The organism is Atlanticothrix silvestris CENA357, from assembly GCF_016056295.1.
In the GTDB taxonomy this organism is placed as follows: domain Bacteria; phylum Cyanobacteriota; class Cyanobacteriia; order Cyanobacteriales; family Nostocaceae; genus Atlanticothrix; species Atlanticothrix silvestris.
This window is the reverse complement of record NZ_JAECZB010000036.1, coordinates 1-21,969: the sequence shown is the minus strand read 5'-3', so window position 1 is coordinate 21,969 and position 21,969 is coordinate 1. Positions and strand designations below refer to the sequence as shown.

Sequence of the window (21,969 nt, the reverse complement as noted above, 5' to 3'; positions counted from 1 at the left end):
TTGGGCATTGGGCATTGGGCATTGGGCATGGTATGTATAATTACGAATTACGTTAGCGACGCAGGAGCGTCATTACGAAGTACGAATTACCAAACACTCATTTTGCACCTTAGTCAGCATATCTTTAAAGGCGGGAGTATATTCACCATTTTCATCTACAATTCTACGAAGTGTATACTCCCCAATGCGTGGAACTCCGCCAAACCAAACATTCTTGCGTTTCCAAATATCTCCATTGTGAGAGTTTTCGCCTCGGCACATTGTGGCATCTATAATCCACCTAGGAACCGATATTCCAAACGCTAAAGGTGTAATTTGTGCTTGTTGCAATGTTGCATCTTCAAACTCAATTTTGTACGCGAACTGAGCTAATTGGGCACCAAGAAGTAATAACCATCCCAGAATTGAATTATGAAACGTCCATTGCACTGGTGCAAAAACAGGTAAAACCAAGCTGTTGTTTTGCGTGTCCCATTCTAGGTTGTACATTGTGATGCAATCATCTGGAAGCGGATTGCCATCCATAAAAAATACGCCCTTGAGGACAGATGGTAATTTAGTTTGGGCAATTGGGATCATCCAGGTGGCAATATTATCAAGTTGCCTTTTCTCGATTGATTCAGACATATTAATTATTTGTTGAGTGGTGAGCAAAGCCTTGTAAGACTAAATCATTAGGAGTAACAGCAGTCACTTTATCAAAATCCCATTTGACTTCTGTAAATGAATTCCATTGATAATTCTTAAACAGATACAAACAGAACGTCTTGATTAAGCCAATTGATAAGGTTCTGCCGGGACAAGCTCGTTCATGTCCTTCACCATTCCAAGATAAAATATCTGTAAAATCCCGTGTCACATCAAAATTGTCGGGATTCTGGTATCTGTTCGAGTCGCGGTTAGCCGTAAATATAGAGCCAAGTAGACGAGTACCTTTTTGGAATGGACATTTCTGTTCTCCAATTTCAACTTCACCCGATTGAGTCGCAAGTTGGCTGACAAAGCGCACAGGTGGATAGAGACGAGCTGTTTCTAAAATTACTTGATTAATTAGTGTTGACTGTTCTAGAGCATATTTATTTACAGGTTCGTTGCTACTCCAGACATTATTAATCTCTGATATTACGTCATTTCTTAAGGCATTATCGAGGCATAAAACCCCAATCACAGATCCCAAAAGGGCGCTTGTCCCAGCAGTTCCGGCGATATGGATCATATCGAACACACTGTTAGCAACTTGGTGTTCGTTCAACTGATACCGGGCAGCCGTTTCCATGTAAGATGCCCATTTAGGAGATTGTTTGTAGCGCTCAATTAAATGCTGGCGATGTCGAATGCTTGGTGCTGTTTTAATCGCGAGTAGATATTTGCTAACGAAATTTGGCAAAGATGCGAGGGGAAGACCTTGAATATAAGTACTTGATGCAGTGATTTCTGATTCAGATAATGAAATCTGCCAAATAAGTTGATGCAAAATCCCCAGCATCATCTTTGGTAAATCCTTGCCAATATGTAATTGTCCCTGTTTGGCGGCTGCTGATAAACTTTGATCAACTAAACTTGCGATCGCCCCAGCCTGTTCATAAGGATCTGGTAACGCTTGTAAAAACACAGCCCGAACCCCTGTGTGTTCATTACCATTCATACCTAAGCTCAATGGATTGTTGAGCAGATAGCTAGGAGCTAATATTCTAATGATGCCTAAATCATTTCCCCGCACTTGCGGCTCAGTCTGCATTAATTCTTTGACTTGGGAGTGATTGGCGTGCATGATTGCTTGGTCTACCGCAAAAAACTTATCTCCAATATTTTCTTTGCGGATATAAAGAAAATCTCTCCATGCCCTCAGCATAACCAAGGCTTCGGTGTAATAGACGCGTAAACGCAGAAGCTTACCAATTGCCGTATCATAACCGACTTTGGCCAAACGATAAGAAAGCTGGATTTGGCGATCGTGGCTTTTAAGGACTTTATCTTTGAGTTCCATAATATTCACCTATGATTGCAACTTGGTATAAACAAGGGGGCGTTGCTGATTGAGAATATGAATTTGTCTCACGCAAAGGCGCAAAGGCGCAAAGGTACAAAGAAAAAAAGGTAATTTTGGCATTTCATACTCTGATTCAGCAACGCTATAAATTGATTTCAGATATTAATGCTTTGAGGAATTTTGGAAGGTAGCAGATACTCATAAACTGGGCGATGCAAATTGCGCTTATTGATGGTATCTTCTACTTTTTGCAGATTCTTTTGGAATGTCTGCAATAAAGGTTTTACCAGTGGATCTTTAAAATATCCCTGCGGATAATCACCGAGCCTGTTGTAATACAAAGATCCCAGTAAACTGAGTAAATTGTATTGCCGTTGCGCCTGATTCAACGGTGAGAGCAAATTGAGATAGTCTTGCTCAGTAACTTCTCTCCCCAGAGTCGAGGCTGGCGAATAACCTGCTAATGGTAATGCTGCGGCATAACCCATCAAATCTTTCTGGGGAAAGTTCACCGCAGCATGTTGAGCGCTGGCTGTGAAAATAATCAGCGTAGCGGCATCAACCAAGTAGTTCCGCGTCTGGATGCCGCCATTTTCACCAAAATCGGGCATCCGTCCACCATCGTATGCTTGAATTTCGGCTGCCCAAGCCTGGAGGGCTACATCTTTTTGGATGTCTGCATCTGTAGCGTAGTAAAGGTTTAGGTAGCCTGTAACCCATTGACGGATGGCATCCCAGACCAACAAAGCATCATCCCGGTAAGGATAAACAGGTAACAAGTTGGCATCGTCTACACCACGTTGCTGGAATTGCTTCGGTAACATGGCATTCTTGAAGCCATAGCTTTGCAATCCGTAGACTGCTAAAACACGAGAGTTATCAATCGTCGATGCAAGTAATCTATCGACCCCACCGCCAGGTGCAATGAGACTGCGTTGGGCGGCATCGTTGATTGCTAATGTACCCTCGAAATGAGGACGCAGCAGCAGACCAAGGGGATGGCTGAGTGGCAGTTGTCGAGAAGTTGCCATCACAAAAATACCAACGAACAGGTGCGTTCTGGCTAAGTGGGTAATGGCTTCTTGGATGTTGGCATCTGCAATCTGGACAACTGTTTTGGCAAATAGCCAGGCGTATTTACCAGATTTAGGGGTAACGATGGGGTAGTCTGGGCCTGGGGTTTGGCCACATTGAATAGCGACTGGCCGCAGTAGACGGTTGGGATCTGAGCCTCTGGGTAACGCAAACAGTGCTATGGGGGCATAGAGATATTTTTGCTCACTTGGGTATGTACCGTTGATAGCATTTTCTAAAATTTTATAGTCTGCTAGGTAAAGTCTGCCTTCTTCTTGAGCTGCTGTTAAGGAATCATCATTCCCCATTACTGCTTGGTAATGCTTGTCTGTAACTGGGAAGCGATCGCTAAAGCTATTTACTCGTTCAATCATCACAGGATTGTAACCAGCTACTCGCATGTAGGCAAACACTTCATCTTCTTGGAAATTTTGCGCGATCGCTGGCAATTCAATCATCGGGAACAATTTTTCGTAGTCCTTCAGACTACTTACATGTCCTGTGGGCTGTCTTTCATATAGAAGGGCAATCACCCGATTTAGAGCATCTCTAAGAATTAATACTCCGTTTTCTCTCAGAAGAGAAAACAATAAATCATCAAGTTCTCGAAAATCTTTGGATATTCCTTTAATTAAAAATTGGGGAACAATTTGTAAAAATCTAGCAATAATGCTGATTCGGATCGGTATCGCCCCCTTAATCAAAGCTTCGAGGATAAACATTTTGACATCATCGCGGACAGATTGAGAACCGCGATTACCTCGGTTAGTGATTAGGGTATTGACGAAAATAACCCGTAACTGCTTGGCCAATAAACAATACCAGTTAGTAGAAAAGCGTTCAACAGCAGGAACCTCATCCACCATTGCAATAGGTGGAATATGGGTATAGTTGTATTGATATTCTTGCCTAACTAAGTCCAGGCTATTTGTGATTGGTGTATTGATCGAATTATCTGTCATGGACACTCCTCGCGTACAGTAGATCGAAGAGAACTTCAAAAGTTAACTGAAAAAATACCTCCTTGAGTTTTTTTGTTGATTAAGTTAATGGGCTGAAACTTTTTAGGGTTTCAATAGTTTATACTGAGTAAGCTAAAAGTATTATGCAACCAGATTTAGAATTCTGGTTTTTCTAAAAGAAATTTTATAGAGTTATTATATGACTTGCTCAATCTTAAGCTGATTCACAAAAGTCTCAAATATGGGTGAATAATCTCACCCAGAACTTACGTTCTAGATGCTTCTGTGCTTGTTTTCAAGAAATTATTCTTTTGAAAGTGGAAGAAACGCCTAGAAGTATACTATTCTTCGGTACAATACGCCACGGAATCTACGTAAAAATTTCATGTTACACATTTCGGCTAAATGCCGTTGATGTAATGAATACCTTGATTCATTCACAGCAAATTGCATGGGGCGCTTAGATGCTAAAAGTTACATTTTTCAACGCGACCGAATACATAGGATAAAGTCTCCCGGTTTCTCAGATATAAGCTAATGGCAAAAGTGGCACCGAATTGACTTATATTGCGTGTCGTATCAAGGGGAATAAACATTGGGTAGTGTCCTTTATTATTATCATTTACACCAAGACTAATTGTAAAGCCTCCATCATCAGTTTTTTTCTGCCATTTTACCTTTTCGGCAAAACGAAGGAAAGCATTCTCGTCGTATTTACCCGGTATATTTCCTGCCTCTATGTACAATGGTATTTGAATGGTGAAGCCAAATTTTCCTTTACTTTTATCTACCCATAAGTTGTTAATCTTTCTGAGGTCTTCGCAGCCAACATTGTTGATAATTTCCGTCAATAATTTTTCTTTTTTATCTTCCTGCACCGAAAGGATGAGTTCCGTAGCTTTATCTCCTATCTCAGCAATATAGAAGATGAGTTTTGTTGTTTGCAGGTCAGCTTGCCCCCATTTTTCATTTATCAAATAGCTATTTAATTCATCAAAATAGTGTTCCTTTAATGATTCTTTTACTTCTCGTTCGTCTCGCTCGATTGTTTTAAAAATATTGTCTCTTTTGGTTAAACTTATAAATTCTTTATGAAGAGCTTCTACATTTTTACTAGATAAAATTTTTGTCTCAATATTTTGGTTAAATGGTGGACTTACAGATTTAAGTGTATTCTTTTTTTTAAGAATATTCAAAGCAGTGAAAGCTTCTTTATAAGCATTAACTGCATCAACATATTTTTCTTCTTTAACAAATAAATTTCCTTGAGTTTTCGAGTAGAGTATACGAATTTGTAAACCTTCTTCAGAATCATCTTCATCATTTATTTTTATTTTGTCAAAATAATTATTAGCTTTTTTTAAGTCATCTGTAATTTCCTCTGAGTTTTCCCTTGGAAGATTTAAATAACCAACCGTTATTCCCAATTCAAGAATAGCTTGTCTAAGATTGTGATCTTTGATTTTTGCTGATTGACCTGCTTGTGAGAATAGTTCTTCAGAAATTGGGTACAAACCCTCATCTGTCAATTTTCCAGCTAATTTAACTAATTCTTCGGTTTTTGTGAGATATTCTTCTGTCTTAGACAATTGTTTTCTTACTTCTTCATAATTTGTTTCAGCCTTTTTCTGCTTTTCTTGAGTATCCTCCAACTTTTTTATACTTTCATTCAAATCATATTTAAAATTATTTTTTTGTTGTTCTAATTCTTTGTTAGCTCTCTCTGTCGAATTTAAAACTTGTTTTTGGCTCTGCAAGTTATTTTGAACTATTGTATTTTCCTTTTCGGCAGATTGAATCTGAACTTGAAGTTCATTTTTATTTTTTTGTAATGTTTTGTTGTTGTCTTTTAAGCTTTCAATATTTTGCTTTTGATCTTGTATTTCTCTCTGGTTATTTTGTGATTCTACGCTTAAAGTAACTGCGATTTTACCTGATATTAAGACACCCGTCAAAGTAAATAGTAGAGCAACTGTTCCAAGAGTAATCCGTTTTTGAGCTTTCTTATTTGCATCATCTAGTACTAAATTTCTTTTCTCTACTGCTTCCCTATCCTTCCTCTCACGTTCTAATTGAGCTTCTTTTTCCAATGCTGCAATTTTTTCTTCTCGTTCTTGTGTTTGACTGGCTGCTAAAAACTGCTTATCTTGATAGTTCAAATTTTTGTCTTTTGCCCATTTTAAAGTATCCTGCAAGGCCTTGCCCCGCAATAGCCGAGATTTATCAGTACCACCAGAAGCTAACCAAAATCTAAAATTCTCAGAGTAGGGCCGCAGATTTTTGAATTTTGTTTTAATCCATTTTTGGTCAAAAATGTGTTTATATATAGGGCTGTAAACTCTTAATTTGCCATGTTGTTTAACAACTAACCCCGATAACTGTAACTCGCTAATTTCAATATTATTATTAGTACTTATTTCTCCATGTTGTTGAATCTGCTGATATAACTCCAGCAGGTAAGGTGCCATCTGCTCATCTCTGAGAATCCTGTCTCGTATAGTTCGCAAATGCTCTGGTTCATCCTGTGACTCCCAATTATCAATAATGCGCGATCGCACGACTTGTTCAACGGTACGCGGATTTTCTTTCTCTGACTCCTCGACCATAAACGAACACAGCTTTTGTGTCAGAAAAGGTTGTCCTCCTGTCCAGTATAAGATTTCTTTAATTACTTCTTGAGGACTATTAAATCTTCCCTGTAATCCTGCAATCAGAGGCTGCACTTCGTGGAGTTGAAAACCATGCAATTCAATCCCTTCACCAATATTAAAGGGAGTTTGGCTTTTATCAGTAATCAAATCGTTGGGAGTCGCCACTCCCAATAAAGCAAACGTCAGGCGTTCAAAATCTGGATTATCGACTCGCTGATTCTGGAAAAATCGAATGAGCGCAAAAAAATCATCCAGAGAAAAATCTTGACTCAGCACCCTGTCAATTTCATCAACGAAGATCACTATTGGTTGCTGAATTTTTACCAGTAATACTTTTTGGATAAACAAACTCAAACATTGTACAGGGGAAAGAACTTCCTGCTGCTTCTGCCACCACGTCTGCCAATCAAATGTGTCCTCTAACTGACAGCTTTCTACCAAAGCATAAAAAATCCCTCCATACCATTGCTCTATCGTTACCTTATGCTTCCCAATCCCTGTCAAGTCTATCACAGCACAAACTGTCCCTTCGGCTTGCAGCCTCTGCATTGTTTGCACTCGCAAACTAGATTTACCCATCTGCCGACAGTTGAGTACATAACAAAACTTACCCGCTTTCAGTTTTTGATAAAATTCTTCATCTGCAAGTCGCTTGACATAGCTTTGAGCATTAACCGGGAGACTTGCCCCAACCTGATAAAAGTTATAAGTAGGTGCTGTCATATTGTTACTCCTTACAAGACGCGGCGGAAATACTCACGATAAAGTTGGCAACGGGGCATGACATGATTACTTTGTCGATGCACCAGTCCCAGACTGTGTAACTTGTAAATTTGCATGGAGTCTAATTCAACCGGAATAGTTGAGTTAACTACCTGTTTCAATGCTTGCGCTAGTTCTGGTACTGGTTGCAAAATGTCTAGTAGCGATCGCAAGTGATTGGCGTAAATTCCTGCTTCTGTTGTTGCTGACTCCAACAAATCTGTTAGGGTGACTTTCTCAGCAGCAATATGATACATTCCCAACCGCACCAGATAGGGATGCCCTCCGACCATTGACCTTATTTCTTCTATGCGAGAGTTTTTTATTTTCAGCCCATGCTTTTGTGCCAAATCTTGTACTTGTTCTTGACTAAACTCTTCTAGTTCTACAGGTACTCCGGCATTAAAAGGAGATTGATGGATATCTAAGGGAATATAAGCTTCTGTGGAATGTGCTAATATTAGCCGTAGTTTTTTCCACGCATCAGAAATTTTCCCTTTTTCATGCCAAGAGCGTAGCATCCCAAAAAAATCTTCAACCACTTCACTATAGGCAAATAATCGGTCTACTTCATCCAAACCTAAGACTAAGGGAGAATCGATTTGAGTCAAAATATATTTATTAAAATAAGCAGTACAGTTGTCATTGCTACCTAGAATTTTTGTATTCCAAGCATGATCCACTTTATTTTCGAGGTCAAGTTCTGAGCTTACCTTGGAACAAAGCCAGCGCAAAAATCGATCAAGACTGGTAAGTACTGCTTTATCTATACTGCCTAAATCCAAATAAACTTTTTGGCAATTATGAAGAGAGCCATGAGCGAGAATCCTAGTCATTAAAGAAGTTTTCCCCATCAGTTTTGGTGCTTTAATCCGAATTAGGGAACCAGGTTTTAACAGTGTTTCATAGCAAAGAGACTCAATTCCATCATGCTCTACATAAAAAGGGGAAGAGAGCGGCACATGACCATCAGGATATTCCAATGGATATTTCAATTCTGGCGCACAAGGAGTGTTTGTTAGATAACTGGGGCATAGAGATTCGGCTGCTGGGAGTTTTTTGTTCAAAACTGGTATTGATCCTTGTGATAGGTCTTCCATTTGAATAGCAACCAAACCTTCGTCATAAGCTCTTTGAAAATTATCTTGATTGTTTAAATTTTCGTATCCCAGCCCATCATAAAACCCAGCAGCAAATACAATGGCTGCTTTATCACCAATGGGTTGGTTCATGCCTATAGCATAATTAATGTGTTGGCTAATTGCATAAGCGGGTTTTTCTGAATAACAGGCATTAAGTACTACGCAGTTTACATATTCCGCGTGCAACTTAAACAACGCAGCCAGTCCTTGCGGTGGAACGGGTTTGTTGTTTCCTCCATCATCTTCTAAGACCAAGCAACCGTCTGAAGTACCATGACCGCAGAGATGGACAATGTGGGGGTATTCTTCTGCGATCGCTCTACGAATATCTTGAGGACGTACAGCCGTCCTGATTCTAATCTCAAATTGCTCTCGCCGGATTGCCCTTCGTATTGCATCCTCAATTTCCCGAATTTCCTTATCCAAACGCAGACCGTCTGGAATCGCCGTCAAAATTAAGATTTTGCGGGATTGACTGGTATTACCATTCATTCTTTATTTTGGAATTCTAAAGATTGAGATTGAGCCAACTTCTTGATGACTATCATCTTGATTAAGAAAATTCGGCTGTTTCAGGTTATTAGCGGCTAATTTTAAATCACTATCGTAGGCGTAGCCCTACCCAGGCATCGCTGTCTAATAGTGAAAAAATCAAACTTGAATAGCTGAAAATCCAAATTCAAGTTTATTTACTTTTGTCAATGCGTAAGTCCTAAATTTTTGATAAACAGATGGTTGGTAATACTAATGTGCATAACGGCTAGTCTAAATAGTGTCTATACAAAGCTACAAATGTACAAAACAGTTTTCCAGACTGATATTAACAGTCTCAGTAGAATTACGATAGTAGTTAAGCTTAAGCAAGTTTAAACTCTTTAACAAAATACTTGCTATGTGCTTACTCAGCTTTGATCCCAGCGTTTACAAACAATTTATTACTTAGATTTATTTACTAAAAAAGAGAAATATATGTTTACATTTGTATGGGCATTGCATAAATGCGGGTTTGGCTAAGACTAAAGGTGGATTATTAGAACCTTTGCACCTTTGCGCGAAACATAATTCATCCCTGGATTTAGCAACGCCCAAAATTGGTATGCGGTCTTCACTGTCTTTGTAGAGCGATCGCAACCATACTTACAAATTACCTTCTCAAGCTAAGACAGTAGCTACTTGAGGCCAACGTCCTACTGCCTTACCAATCACGGCTAATTCTTGCATTAAGTGGTCGAAACGCTCTGGTGTTAGAGATTGGGGGCCATCAGATAAAGCTTTTGTGGGGTTGGGGTGAACCTCAATCATTAAAGAATCAGTTCCAGCGGCGATCGCGGCCATTGCCATTGCGGGTACAAATTCAGACCAACCTGTACCGTGGCTGGGGTCAATCATAATTGGCAGGTGAGTCAGCTTTCGCAATACTGGTACTACCGATAGATCCAGGGTGTTACGCGTGTGCTGGCGGTCAAAGGTGCGAATGCCGCGCTCACATAAAATTACACTGGGATTTCCTGCTGCCAGAATATACTCAGCTGCCATCAACCAATCTTCAATTGTTGCTGCCATTCCCCGCTTCAAAAGAACTGGTTTCGACTGTGCCCCCACTTTTTTCAGCAAGGAGAAGTTCTGCATATTTCTTGCTCCTACCTGAATGACATCAGCAATTTCGGCAATTTTATCTAATTCAGCAGCATCCATTACTTCTGTAATAATGCCCAGTCCGCTGACTTCCCGCGCTTTTGCTAACAATTCCAAGGCACTCTCGCCATGTCCTTGAAAGGCATAAGGTGAAGTCCGGGGTTTGTATGCTCCCCCACGCAAAAATTTTGCCCCTGCTGCTTTGACACGCTGCGCCGTTTCAACAATCATGGCTTCGTTTTCTACAGAGCAGGGGCCAGCAACAACTACTAAGGGATGATGTTCTCCAAATACAATTTGCCCATCGGGAATATTCACCACAACCTCAGAAGCTTCACCATGACGGTACTGACGGCTAGCGCGTTTGTAGGGCAGTTCTACCCGCAATACTTGTTCAATCCAAGGGCTGATTTCTTGAATTTGTAATGGGTCTAAATTTGCAGTTTCACCTACTAGACCAATTACCACTTTGTGTTGACCAACAATTTTTTCTGGTGTTAGCCCCCAGCTCATTAGTTCCTCGCTAATCCGGTTGATTTCCGCTTGTGGGGAACCAGTTTTCATAACTACGATCATATTTAATTCCCTAACTAGGTAAGAGTAAATGTATTTTGTTTATGTGATTTAATTTAGTGCAATTTATTAAGCGCGACAATATATAACTATTGCAAAATATCCAGCGCTCAGTGGCATTACTATTCAATATTGGGTTTAATGAATGACTATAAATTTTTGTTTAGCAATGTTGAAGTTATAGAATGCCAACTTCAACATTTACTCTAGAATTTATCCAACACCGCAGTTATAGGTTAACTGAGCGCCGAATCGTCATACGTTCTTCTTTTGCCGAGTTTCGCGCCAAACCTCTACCATTCTTCCCCAGTTGGTGCCAAATTCACCTAAACCGAGGAGACTGCCGACTCTTTCTTCATCCCAAGAGGCAGAGAGAACACCATAAGTTATCCCCAATACCCCTATACCAAATAATCCCATATTCACCAGTAATACAGCGATGGGAGGTAATTTGATGTCAGAGTAGGTAGCAAGCAGATAGCTCACCACTAAGGAGGCAATACCCAAAACTGTGGGTATACCACAGAACCCGGCCACGCGCCGGATCATCCTCTGGCTGACCACTTCAGGAATCGCCATCTCTTCTTTGGTGAAAGATGGCTGCTTGGTAGCCTGTTTTTCAGAGGTTTTGGGTTGCGCTGGTGGCTTACTCGCAGCTTTTACGGGTTTTTGGCGCTTCTTTTTCGGTTCAAAGGGCAAGCGAGCTTCTGAAGGAGGAGTTTCGCTCACGCGATCAGATTCTTCAGCAGACATAAGCGCTAGTTCCTATCCACGAATACCGAGACGAGCGATCAAAGCTTGATACTTTTCGCGGTTTTCTTGCTGGACATAAGCTAGCAGACGTTTGCGCTGACCAATGATCTTCAAAAGTCCCCGGCGGGAAGAATGGTCTTTTTTGTTTGCTTGCAGGTGCAAGGTGAGGCGCTGAATGCGCTCAGTCAGCATTGCAATTTGGACATCGGCAGAGCCTGTGTCAGTCTCGTGAACTTGGTAGTTGGAAATTAGTTCTTGTTTGCGCTGTTGCGTCAGAGCCATGATCGATTCAAGTGAGATTTTTTCTAAATGTATGCAGCAGTCTCCCATGATATCACAGGAGCTATTGAGGTGTATGTGGTATTAACCTTGCTGTTAAGCTAATGGAAGCCAGGAGCCAAAAATCAGTACATCAGCTAATCTATATGCTATTGCGAAATGAATATTTTGGCTGTGTGGCTAGGTAAGTCGGCAATCATACCACTGTGCCCGACTGCCACTTCAGAATCGATAAACCAATCTCTCCAAGAATTAATAGTGGGAAATTCCGGAATATGATATGTGCTTAGATGCTGATCAGAAAAATTGGCTACAACGACAATCGAAGAACCCAATTCATGCCAACGGATGTATGCCAGAACTTTAGTATCTGCATTTTCGTGAAAAAACTCGATGTTGTCACTTTGTAGGGCTGGAGTTTGCCGACGTAAGGCAATGAGTTTTTTGTAAAATTCCCATAAGTCCTGATTTGGCTTGTTTGCCAATAAAGACCATGTAATCTTTTGTGGTTGAGTTACGCTTTCGCTTTTTTCCTGATATTCACCAAACTCTTCTCCCATCCACAGCATGGGTATACCTTTGGCTGTCATTAATAGAACTGCTGCTAATTTAGCTATTTCAAATGCAGTTGTATCAAAAATACCGTGTTCGCCTAATTCTCGTAACAGGCGATCGCGATCGTGAGTTGCCAGATAATTGATTACATTTGTAACAGTAGCATAACCTTGTTGTTGAGGATCTAAAACTTGCTTGAGATTGTCTAATTCAAATGATTCACCGCAAATATGTGGAATTATAAAGTAATGAAAACTTTCATGCCAACAAGCATCTAATGGCCCGTTTGGTTTTACTACAGTGTTTGTATCGGGGATATGTTCGGCAATAGTATAAAACTGTTTACATTTAGCACAGTTTTTCGCTTGTTTAGCTAGCCAGTCTAGAAATTCAAAGTTAGCTAATTGACGAACTGCATCAAAACGAATGCCATCAATGTGATATTCTTCAATCCAAAATTGCACCACATCACTTATGTATTTCCAGGCGGGCTTAATATCTAGGTTTTCGTCGTAATTATTATAATTAAATTCTGGCCCCCAATAGTTTTCAGGGTCTTCTGGATAATGCTTATGTTCGTAGTACCAATAATTACGGTCAATTAGCATTAATGGACATTCTTCATCTGTGTGGTTGTAAATTCCATCCATGAAAACCCGAATACCTCTACCATGACATTCGTCAATCAATTTTTTTAAGTCTTCTGTCGAGCCATAGCTAGATTCTGTAGCAAAGAAATGCCGTACTTTATAGCCCCAGCTATAATCGCCTGGGTATTCATTGACTGGCATTAGTTCAATTGCATTAATTCCTAGTTCGCAGAGATAATCTAATTTTTCAATTACACCTTTGTATTTGCCTTTTTTTTCTGAGCCAACCTCGTCATTCGTAAAGTCAGCAACGTGTAGTTCATAGATGATTAATTCACGATCATCACATAAGACTGTGTCATCGTACTGCCAAATATAAGTATCAACAATGCGTTGACCATCTTTAATTCTGACTATACCTTGTTTTTCTTTTTCATTAATATCTGTTGCGTAGGGGTCAATAATATCTACCCATTGATTGGGTGCAAAACTGGGACTTTTAGTTTGCACTCGAAATTTGTATTGATAAATACCGTCTTCTAATGTTACTTCAGTTCTGAAATAACCATCTTCACCTTTTGACATGGGAATCTCTTTGCCATGAGAAAAAGAGCCAACTAAACTAGCTCCTTTGTTACGAGGAGCAAACAAAACAAATTCAATTAAGCTTGCCATTTTCAATTTTTATGGGAATTTATTGATTTCTAATTCATAAAAATATTTTGTAATAAAGAAATATTTCTAGCTTCTTTCTCAAGAAATAATAAATAAATACCTCTCTTATTTCCTTGAAAATAGAGGAACATCGTTTCTCTATTTTCAGGGGGTTAAGGAGGAATATGCAAGAAATAAATATCAATGCACAATAAATTATTGATGGGTTATTCGATTGAAATGCATCTGCTAAAAGTTAACCTTTTAGGAAGCAACTGGTACAGAGACATTTGCATTTGGTATTGAGCCGTCATTCAGGATGGGATGGCGGGTCTTGAGGTCAAATTTATAGCCATGTGGCAAGATATGTAATTTAGCTCCACAAATCGCCAAAGGCTCATCTTTTAAGATTTCACCCATGTTGTTATATGTCGCCTCTGACTCATCTACTATTGTTACCGAACCTTCCCCAATCACTTCAATTTGGCTATCAGTGACTACCATAGCTGTATTTTCGTCAATGCCAAACCCTAAAACCGCAGGTTCTTGGATTAAAGCTGAAATTAAGCGTCCTAAACGTCCGCGCTGAGAAAAATGCTGGTCAATTACTACTCCTGGTAAAAAACCAAGACCTGGCCCCATGTCTACAATTTCCATGCGAGGATTGGTTTGGGAGTCACCTTCTACAATCATTTTGTCTGGCATTACAGCAGCACCAGCACTTGTACCAGCAATAACTACACCTTCAGAGAAGCGTTTGTGAATAGCTGTGTCGATTTCAGTATCCTTAAGAATGCTGGTAATACGAGCTTGGTCTCCCCCAGTAAAAAATATACCAGTTGCTTTGGCGATCGCTTCCAAAGCAGTAGATGAAGATGCATCCTCACGGGTTTCCGTGTCAACAATGCGTATCTTTTCGGCTCCCAATCGCTCAAACACTCTAATGTAGTTCTCTCCCACGTCTCTTGGTAGTTCTGTCGCCGCTGTCATAATCACAATATTTGCCTTCGTACTTCCTGCACGTCGCACAAATTCACGCAAAATATGGCAATCTCCGTCTTTATCTTCAGCCCCACCAATAATTACTAACTGCCGTTTGCTTGTATTTTCCGTCATAGTAACTCCTGATACAAATTAACTAGTTGATTTTAATTAAGCATGACAATTGAGTATATAGAATCATCCGTTTGACTGATTATGATACAATAAGTATTTTTAAGAAAAATATAATATAAATTAATTTAGAACATTAAATAATGCCTCTAGATAATTAAACCAGAGACATTATTTAACGTAGATCAAATTAGCAGTTATAGTGTTTTTGTGTCTTTTCCTATTTTCATAAACTGAAAATAGTTTTCATGAATTAATAACTTTTATTTATGACAAAGCTATCTTTGATCTAGCCCTAATTGCTACTGCGATCTAAATATGAACAATTATCTGCATACAGTTGAAAATTTAAAGCTTTATTTTTCAAAATAACCTTTAATAAATTCCACTCCTGTAAAGCAAGTTTGTTAAGAAAAAACGTGCTTGTTCGAGTGAAATATGCCGGGGTTTACCCTGGTAGACAATTTGATACTCGTTAATATCTGGCCCATCTCCGTGACCAGAAATTAGCTTGCAACGAAAAGCTTCCTCAGCAAGTTGTCTAACTTCATCTCTAAGAGCAGCTTGTGTGCTATTCATTTTTTGCTGTCTCCTTCAATGCCGGATCTTTATAATCATATAAATTTTCCCTAAGCCGTACACCTTTCAAAGGTTAGATATTTTATATTGCTTGGCTATATAAAGACTGATTTTTTTTGACTACGGACAAATTAAAGATATGATTATGCCTTGAGATAGTTGAAAATGCCTAGGAGTAGGTTAAGCTGAGGCCAATAACACGGCAAACCAATCTTTTTCTACTTAAAAACTAATTCTAATTTGAGTCAATCTCCAATCGAAAAGTCTAAGTAACTAGAAATTCAAGTCTAGATTTCAGGGTGTTTAGCCAAAGGTTTATCATCAATGGTTCAAGAAAAAAGCACTAGTTTCACCCGTATTAATGCTAGAAAAACTGATGTGTTCGATATTTTCAACCTCAAGCATTATGTTGGGCCTAACCCCTATCTCAATAGAGGGGCGCTAGTATTTGATTTTGCTCTAGTCGAAAATAGAGAGCCTCTGTCTATTGAAGATTATATTTCCCAGATTGGCGATCGCTATCCACATTTAGGCGATCAAACCTACGAATCCTACGCTCATCTGTTTGCCAAAGTGGTATCAGAAGTAGGAAAACTGGATATGGGTTTGCACATCAACCATTGGAGTGTCAAGCTATATCCTAAATTTGTGCGGATTAGCGTCCAATCGCTACATGAGCGCACCAGCCGAGAAGTCGTTTACTTTGTTTGGGATTGGTTTGAAGCGATTACCCAAGACGAACGTTTCCTTTTTGATGAGCGACTTGTGAAGCTACAAAAACGATTTCGGCAATCTGCCTATGGTGGCCCTACAGTTTACACCTTATTGCGAACAGCCTCCGAAAAAGGTATTCCCACCTTTTATTTGTGGGAAGAAGGACTGATGCAATATGGATTGGGAAGAAAACACGTCCGGGGTGTAGCGACGACCTTTGACTGTGATAGCCATATAGATTCGGACTTCACCACCCGCAAGGATGACTGTAAGGCATTTTTACAAACCTTGGGTTTTCCCGTACCTGGGGGTGATATTGTCCTTTTTGAAAAGGAAGCTTTAGCACTAGCAAGAGAAATTGGTTATCCAGTAGCTGTCAAACCTGTGGTAGGCCATAAAGGAATTGGTGTAACCGCAGGCGTACAAGACGCGAAGGAACTTGAATCTGCTTATAGTAGAGCATTGGCGGCAATTCCTGAAGACCAACCAACGCGAATAATTGTAGAAAAAAGTATCTCAGGAACAGATTTTCGTTTGCTATGCGTCAATGGTAAATTCGTTGCAGCTACAGAACGTCGTCCCGCATCGGTTGTCGGTGACGGCTACTTAACGATTGCTGAGTTGATTCGCCAAGAGAACCGCAAACCCGAACGTTTAGACTCACCGACCTCGCCAATGAGTAAAATTCAGGTCGATGAAGCAATGGAACTTTGCTTAGAAGAACAAGGCTTGTCGTTGGATAGCGTCATCAAAAAAGACCATACTGTTTTTCTCCGCAAAGTTGCCAATCTTTCCGCTGGAGGTATTAGTATTGATGCCACATCCACAGTTCACGACGACAATATTATTTTGGCGCAAGACATTGCTCAGCATTTCCGGCTCACATGTCTGGGTATAGATGTCATTGCCAAAAATCTCTCAGAATCTTGGAAGTCTAATAACTTTGCCATCATAGAAATCAACGCCGCACCAGGTATTTTAATGCATCTTAATCCTGCTGTTGGTGAAAGTGTTGATGTACCTTCCCACATCTTAGAAACCTTTTTTGAGTCGGGTATAGATGCCAGAATACCGATTATTACATTTAATAAAATCTCAGTCGAGGAACTACAAGAAACTATTGACCATATTCTTTTACAGCATCCTAACTGGATAGTAGGTGCTGTTTGTCATGATGCAGTTTTTGTGAATCGGTCGAAAAAAGTATTACGCACAGATTACAACAGTAATGTCCAAAGTTTACTGCGTAATCCCAAACTGGATTTACTGATTGCCGAATATCCAGAAGATGTCATCGAAGAAGAGGGTATACTTTACCCAGGAAGTAATATGGTCGTTTTAAATAATCCCACCGAAATAGAGATGATTTTGGTGCGCGATGTATTTGACGGTTCTACTGTAGTGATTAAGAAAGAAAAGGATATTTCAATCCGTCGTAAAGGACTGATTGAAGACTATACATTGGGAGAAGATGAACCGTTTACACGGGTTTATTTGAAAGAAATCGGCACGGTTTTGTAATTTTTGCATTGAAAATGGGACATAAATAAACAAGAAGGTTAGAAGGTAAAGGGTAAGGGATAAAACACTTTCCTCTTTGCCTTTACCCGGCCAAGGAAGCTTGGCGAACTTCTAGCCTCTAGCCTCTAGTGCCTAGCCCCTCAATACTTCTCGGTTAAAGGGAAAAGGGGAAGGGGGAAAGGGAAAGAAAAAACCTTTAACCTTTTCCCAAAACCCGATTCCGAATTAAAAATGCACAAAGCGAGAAGTATTGCCTAGCCCCTCTGCATTCTTTGAATAAGACTTTACTTATAGTTTTGCGTGGGTAGCCAAAATAATTTTTTCTGTTGCCTCCCAGCTAATACATTTGTCAGTTACAGAAACTCCATATTTTAAATCTTCTCGTTTACCAGTAATTGATTGACTACCTTCATACAAATTAGATTCCAGCATCATGCCGACTATTGATGTGTTGCCATCTACTATTTGTTCAACAACATTTTCCAAGACAGTAGCTTGTAGTTTGTAATCTTTATTTGTATTACCGTGACTACAGTCAATAACAATTCTAGGGGGTAAATTAGCCTCTTTTAATTTTTCTTCTACTAGTTTGACGTTTTCTGCATCAAAATTAGGTTGATTACCACCTCGTAAAATTACATGACCATAGGCATTCCCTCGCGTTTGAAATACGCTTACTTGCCCCTTATGATTAATGCCTAGAAAATTATGGGAGCTTTTGGCTGAGTGTAACGCATTTAAAGCCACTTGAATATTGCCATCAGTACCATTTTTAAAACCTACAGGCATTGAAAGTCCACTAGCCATTTCCCGGTGAGTCTGTGATTCAGTTGTACGTGCGCCAATCGCTGACCATGTAATTAGTTCACTAATATATTGAGGTATGATTGGATCTAATGCTTCTGTACCAGCAGGTAATCCCAATTCAATAATTTTTAACAGTAGGCTACGTGCAATTAATAAACCATTTTCTACATGGAAAGAATCATCCATATCAGGATCATTAATTAATCCTTTCCACCCTACAGTTGTTCTGGGTTTTTCAAAATAAACCCGCATAATTAACAGTAATTTATCTTGAACTTGCTCAGCCAAAACCTTCAATTTTTCAGCATATTCTAGTGCTGCTTTGGGATCATGGATTGAACATGGGCCGACTACTATGAATTTTCTCCTATCTTGAAAATCTAGGATCTGTTCTAGTTCTTGCCTATAATTCAGAACTAATTTCTCAGACGATTTTGTTAAAGGTAGTTTTGATTTTACTTCATTGGGTGTTAATAATACGTGAGAATTTTTGATGTTAGCATTAAATAATTGATTGTGCATGGAGCAGTTCCTGCGTTCTTTGCTACTTCACTTGTGAGCGAAAATCATACACACATTTTAAATGAAAAGTACAACATCAACTCACAGAATTTTAGACAAAAAAGCTTATTCATTGACAAAAAAATACTCAAGAGGTGCTTGGATATGTCAATAAATGCTGATAATTACTTGTATAACAGGGGACAGGCTTGAAAATCTCTTAGTGTCCAGGTTTTATGTCAAGTTGTTATTTTTAAGGTAAGAATAAAAAATTTTCTGAACCTCTGTGCGTGAGGAATTTAGCCGATATATTGCGGCTGGTGACAGGCTCGCTACTTTCGCCCCCAATTATTGTAAGGTTATTGATGAGGTTAAATTAGAATTGGTTAATAAGAACTGTCTGATAGATCGAAGTGGCTTCAGCGTACAGCAGAGTTTCTAATTGATAACATTTCTAGTCTGGCAACTATTGGCACAGCATCTTATGTTATCTTTAGTCAATATAATGCTGCTACAAAGCTATCAATTGATGACTTAATTGCTGCTGTTCTAGGAGTTCTCAGTTACTTGCACTTTCGGAATTTATTGAATGCTCTAGAAGACTAAATTCAATCGAGAAGATCAGTGGCTGAGATATTGAAAATAATTAGTTACTCAACCTCAACATGGGTGGAACTTTAGTAACCATTTTTTGATACAGTGATGCTTTGTCGAATGCTGGAATCCTTATGTCCCAGGTATCGCTCCCCCAATCGCTCCAGAAAGACCTACCCCTCACTGCTCTTGCGCCCATGCAGGATGTGACAAACCTTTGGTTTATGAAGGTCATTGCTCACTATGGCAGCCCTGACTACTTCTTCACCGAGTATTTCCGCGTAAATGATACCTCACGGCTCAATCGTAGCATTCTGGCAGCAATCACCGAAAACGACACGGGTCGCCCCGTTTTTGCTCAAATGATTGGCGAAAGCATTCCCGACTTAGTAAGAACAGCAAAGGAACTCTGCGGCTATAATATCGCGGGAGTTGACTTGAACATGGGCTGTCCAGCACCTAGAATCTATCGCAAAAATGTTGGGGGTGGATTGCTGCTCTCACCAGAAAAAGTGGAGCGGATTTTGGGAGAACTGCGTTCTGCTGTGAACGATCGCCCTTTGACCGTCAAGATGCGCGTAGGCTTTGAAAATACAGATAATTTCTATAAAATTCTAGATATAATCAATCGCCACAGTATTGATTTGCTGAGTTTGCATGGTCGCACGGTGAAAGATATGTACCACGGGGCAGTGAAATATGATTTGATCGCTGAAGCAGTCAAGCGGGTCAATTGTCCAGTGCTTGCCAATGGCAATATCCACTCGGCGACAACTGCCCTGGAAGTGCTTTCTCAAACGGGCGCGGCGGGTGTGATGGTGGGACGCTGGGCGATTGGGAATCCTTGGCTTTTCAATCAAATCCGCCAAGCTTTACGCTGCGAGCCGATCACGCTCGTTCCTTTAGTAGAGGTACGCAACTATATTGATCGTTTATGGCAAACTCCCAGAGCATCAACGATGCCAGAGCGATCGCGCGTCGGCTACCTCAAAATGTTCCTCAACTACATTGCCCTGAGTGTTGACGCTGAAGGTCACTTCTTGCGGCTGATGCGACAGACGCAGACCGAGGTAGAAATGTTTAACCTCTGCGATCGCTTTCTCCTTGCTGATATTACGAAAACTTTAGCCCTAGCACCCTACTCAGGCGTGTAACTAAGAAGCATCGTCACTTTGAATGCATTCGCTTCAATTCCCCCCTTTTCAGGATGTTAGAACCGATTTTCTGGTGTTAGAGTTTGAATATTGCCCAAACTTGTTGGCTTAAACCCACAAAATACCAATTGTGGCAATATTCTGTTAGGAGTGAATGTGAATATTATTTTTCTTCGTAAAGGTGTTTTATTGCCAAGTTTAGCTGCTATCGCAGTTCTGGGTACTGGTTTATCTGCTACCGCCCAAACCATAGACCAGACTCACAATCAGCAGTTAACTGAGCCTTCCGCAACTGCAACGTCTCCAGCCGATTTGAGTACTAAACTCAAGGCTAACCGCCAAAACCTTTCTACTGAAACAACCACAAATACTAATCAAGCACTAGTATCTGATGGAACTGCGTCGCAGCAGTTCCCTAGTGCTACCACACAATCAACAGGCGATCGCATACTCACACCTGTTCCTGGAACAGTAGCAACTTCATCGATGGCACTTGTAAGCGAGTATGCAGAACCTACTTCATCTCCCTCTCAACCATCTACTTCCAAAGTAGCGCAGTCAGATATTGATTTAGGTAGGCCGACTCGTGGCGGTAGTAGCTATATCGGCGTAGCTGGCAATATTGGTATAAGCGGTGGTGACTCGTCTTTGGGTGATGGCAACTTTGCAGTTATCAGTAAAGTTGGGTTAACAAACGCTATATCAGTGCGGCCATCAGCCGTGTTTGGTGACAACACTACAATTTTAATTCCCATCACTTACGATTTTTCTTTCCAGCAAGCCGATCCATTTAGCGAACCATTAGCGATCGCACCTTATGTAGGAATAGGTGCAGCTATTAACACCGGCGATGATTCACAAGTTGGTTTCTTGGCTTCTGGTGGTATCGATGTGCCTCTTAATTCTCAGTTTACGGCAACAGCGGCTGTAAACGCTGCATTCTTCGATGAAACTGACATTGGTTTGTTGATAGGAGTTGGTTACAACTTTACTGGCTTCTAATTTGTCCATTTACAAAATAAAAGGTAAAAGGCAAAAGTGAAAAATACTTTTGTCTTTTATTTTTAAACGTGAGTTCGATGAACCTCTCACTCATACCATTTCACTAAAAAAATGATAGAAATAGTTAAGTCAGAAATATGAGCAGAAGTTCATGGCTGGAGTCACCAAAGTAAAAATAGAAGAATCGGCAGAGGAATTACGTGAACTGCTGAAAAAACAGAAAACAGCATTAGGAAAAGAACGTATTCAAGCATTGTATTTACTAAAGATAGGTCAGGTAAGGACAATACAAGATTTAGCGGTAGTGTTGGGAAGAGGAAGTGCCACAGTACAAAGGTGGTTCAAGGCTTATACAGAATTGGGA

Annotated in this window: 16 protein-coding genes; 4 read left to right on the top strand and 12 right to left on the bottom strand. The window is 40.0% G+C overall.

The features are described 5' to 3' along the window. Window positions 1–72 precede the first annotated feature (72 nt). From I8751_RS14515 to I8751_RS14465, 11 genes are all read right to left on the bottom strand, one after another. Window positions 73–627 (bottom strand): hypothetical protein, encoded by a 555-nt coding sequence (locus tag I8751_RS14515; protein WP_214439865.1) that lies wholly within the window; start codon window positions 625–627, stop codon window positions 73–75. Window position 628: 1 nt separating this feature from the next. Beyond that, the gene (locus tag I8751_RS14510; RefSeq protein WP_214439864.1) at window positions 629–1,987 is read right to left on the bottom strand and encodes a cytochrome P450; all 1,359 of its coding nucleotides are present in this window, start codon (window positions 1,985–1,987) and stop codon (window positions 629–631) included. Window positions 1,988–2,145: 158 nt separating this feature from the next. Further along, window positions 2,146–4,026, bottom strand: coding sequence for a lipoxygenase family protein (locus tag I8751_RS14505; protein ID WP_214439863.1), 1,881 nt, complete (start codon window positions 4,024–4,026; stop codon window positions 2,146–2,148). Between the two features lie 467 nt (window positions 4,027–4,493). After that, window positions 4,494–7,400: an AAA-like domain-containing protein gene (locus I8751_RS14500; protein WP_214439862.1), complete on the bottom strand. Its 2,907-nt coding sequence runs from the start codon at window positions 7,398–7,400 to the stop codon at window positions 4,494–4,496. Window positions 7,401–7,411: 11 nt separating this feature from the next. Next, window positions 7,412–9,073 carry an AAA-like domain-containing protein gene (locus I8751_RS14495; protein ID WP_214439861.1) on the bottom strand — a complete coding sequence of 554 codons (1,662 nt, stop codon included), beginning with the start codon at window positions 9,071–9,073 and terminating at the stop codon, window positions 7,412–7,414. Window positions 9,074–9,733: 660 nt separating this feature from the next. Beyond that, window positions 9,734–10,792: a 3-deoxy-7-phosphoheptulonate synthase gene (aroF, locus tag I8751_RS14490; protein ID WP_214439860.1), complete on the bottom strand. Its 1,059-nt coding sequence runs from the start codon at window positions 10,790–10,792 to the stop codon at window positions 9,734–9,736. Between the two features lie 252 nt (window positions 10,793–11,044). Continuing rightward, window positions 11,045–11,542 (bottom strand): PAM68 family protein, encoded by a 498-nt coding sequence (locus I8751_RS14485; protein ID WP_214439859.1) that lies wholly within the window; start codon window positions 11,540–11,542, stop codon window positions 11,045–11,047. Window positions 11,543–11,554: 12 nt separating this feature from the next. Then, a complete protein-coding gene (gene rpsO, locus I8751_RS14480; protein WP_214439858.1) occupies window positions 11,555–11,824 on the bottom strand; it encodes a 30S ribosomal protein S15 in 270 nt (89 codons plus the stop codon). A gap of 146 nt (window positions 11,825–11,970) precedes the next feature. Continuing rightward, window positions 11,971–13,641, bottom strand: a complete 1,671-nt coding sequence (locus I8751_RS14475; RefSeq protein WP_214439857.1) for an alpha-amylase family glycosyl hydrolase — start codon at window positions 13,639–13,641, stop codon at window positions 11,971–11,973. Window positions 13,642–13,884: 243 nt separating this feature from the next. Next, window positions 13,885–14,736, bottom strand: coding sequence for a cyanophycinase (locus I8751_RS14470; RefSeq protein WP_214439856.1), 852 nt, complete (start codon window positions 14,734–14,736; stop codon window positions 13,885–13,887). Window positions 14,737–15,108: 372 nt separating this feature from the next. Next, window positions 15,109–15,312, bottom strand: coding sequence for a hypothetical protein (locus I8751_RS14465; RefSeq protein ID WP_214439855.1), 204 nt, complete (start codon window positions 15,310–15,312; stop codon window positions 15,109–15,111). Window positions 15,313–15,636: 324 nt separating this feature from the next. On the opposite strand from I8751_RS14465, the gene I8751_RS14460 reads away from it, so the two are divergent. Further along, window positions 15,637–17,547 carry an ATP-binding protein gene (locus I8751_RS14460; protein WP_214439854.1) on the top strand — a complete coding sequence of 637 codons (1,911 nt, stop codon included), beginning with the start codon at window positions 15,637–15,639 and terminating at the stop codon, window positions 17,545–17,547. Between the two features lie 288 nt (window positions 17,548–17,835). Here the strand turns inward: I8751_RS14460 and I8751_RS14455 are convergent, their stop codons facing one another. Continuing rightward, window positions 17,836–18,876 carry a 3-deoxy-7-phosphoheptulonate synthase gene (locus I8751_RS14455; protein ID WP_214439853.1) on the bottom strand — a complete coding sequence of 347 codons (1,041 nt, stop codon included), beginning with the start codon at window positions 18,874–18,876 and terminating at the stop codon, window positions 17,836–17,838. Between the two features lie 707 nt (window positions 18,877–19,583). On the opposite strand from I8751_RS14455, the gene I8751_RS14450 reads away from it, so the two are divergent. The 3 genes from I8751_RS14450 to I8751_RS14440 all read left to right on the top strand — a co-directional run. Further along, window positions 19,584–20,603, top strand: a complete 1,020-nt coding sequence (locus tag I8751_RS14450) for a tRNA-dihydrouridine synthase family protein (protein ID WP_214439852.1) — start codon at window positions 19,584–19,586, stop codon at window positions 20,601–20,603. Window positions 20,604–20,759: 156 nt separating this feature from the next. Beyond that, a complete protein-coding gene (locus tag I8751_RS14445) occupies window positions 20,760–21,605 on the top strand; it encodes a hypothetical protein (protein WP_214439851.1) in 846 nt (281 codons plus the stop codon). A 151-nt stretch (window positions 21,606–21,756) separates the two neighbouring features. Further along, window positions 21,757–21,969 (top strand): helix-turn-helix domain-containing protein (locus I8751_RS14440; RefSeq protein WP_214439347.1); only part of this gene is annotated, 213 nt, incomplete at its 3' end.

Coding starts and splice junctions, on each gene's coding strand:
- I8751_RS14500 (WP_214439862.1), bottom strand. CDS start 7,400: ATGACAGCACCTACTTATAACTTTTATCAGGTTGGGGCAAGTCTCCCG.
- I8751_RS14455 (WP_214439853.1), bottom strand. CDS start 18,876: ATGCACAATCAATTATTTAATGCTAACATCAAAAATTCTCACGTATTA.
- aroF (WP_214439860.1), bottom strand. CDS start 10,792: ATGATCGTAGTTATGAAAACTGGTTCCCCACAAGCGGAAATCAACCGG.
- I8751_RS14515 (WP_214439865.1), bottom strand. CDS start 627: ATGTCTGAATCAATCGAGAAAAGGCAACTTGATAATATTGCCACCTGG.
- I8751_RS14475 (WP_214439857.1), bottom strand. CDS start 13,641: ATGGCAAGCTTAATTGAATTTGTTTTGTTTGCTCCTCGTAACAAAGGA.
- I8751_RS14470 (WP_214439856.1), bottom strand. CDS start 14,736: ATGACGGAAAATACAAGCAAACGGCAGTTAGTAATTATTGGTGGGGCT.
- I8751_RS14505 (WP_214439863.1), bottom strand. CDS start 4,026: ATGACAGATAATTCGATCAATACACCAATCACAAATAGCCTGGACTTA.
- I8751_RS14460 (WP_214439854.1), top strand. CDS start 15,637: ATGGTTCAAGAAAAAAGCACTAGTTTCACCCGTATTAATGCTAGAAAA.
- I8751_RS14450 (WP_214439852.1), top strand. CDS start 19,584: ATGTCCCAGGTATCGCTCCCCCAATCGCTCCAGAAAGACCTACCCCTC.
- rpsO (WP_214439858.1), bottom strand. CDS start 11,824: ATGGCTCTGACGCAACAGCGCAAACAAGAACTAATTTCCAACTACCAA.
- I8751_RS14485 (WP_214439859.1), bottom strand. CDS start 11,542: ATGTCTGCTGAAGAATCTGATCGCGTGAGCGAAACTCCTCCTTCAGAA.
- I8751_RS14510 (WP_214439864.1), bottom strand. CDS start 1,987: ATGGAACTCAAAGATAAAGTCCTTAAAAGCCACGATCGCCAAATCCAG.
- I8751_RS14495 (WP_214439861.1), bottom strand. CDS start 9,073: ATGAATGGTAATACCAGTCAATCCCGCAAAATCTTAATTTTGACGGCG.
- I8751_RS14465 (WP_214439855.1), bottom strand. CDS start 15,312: ATGAATAGCACACAAGCTGCTCTTAGAGATGAAGTTAGACAACTTGCT.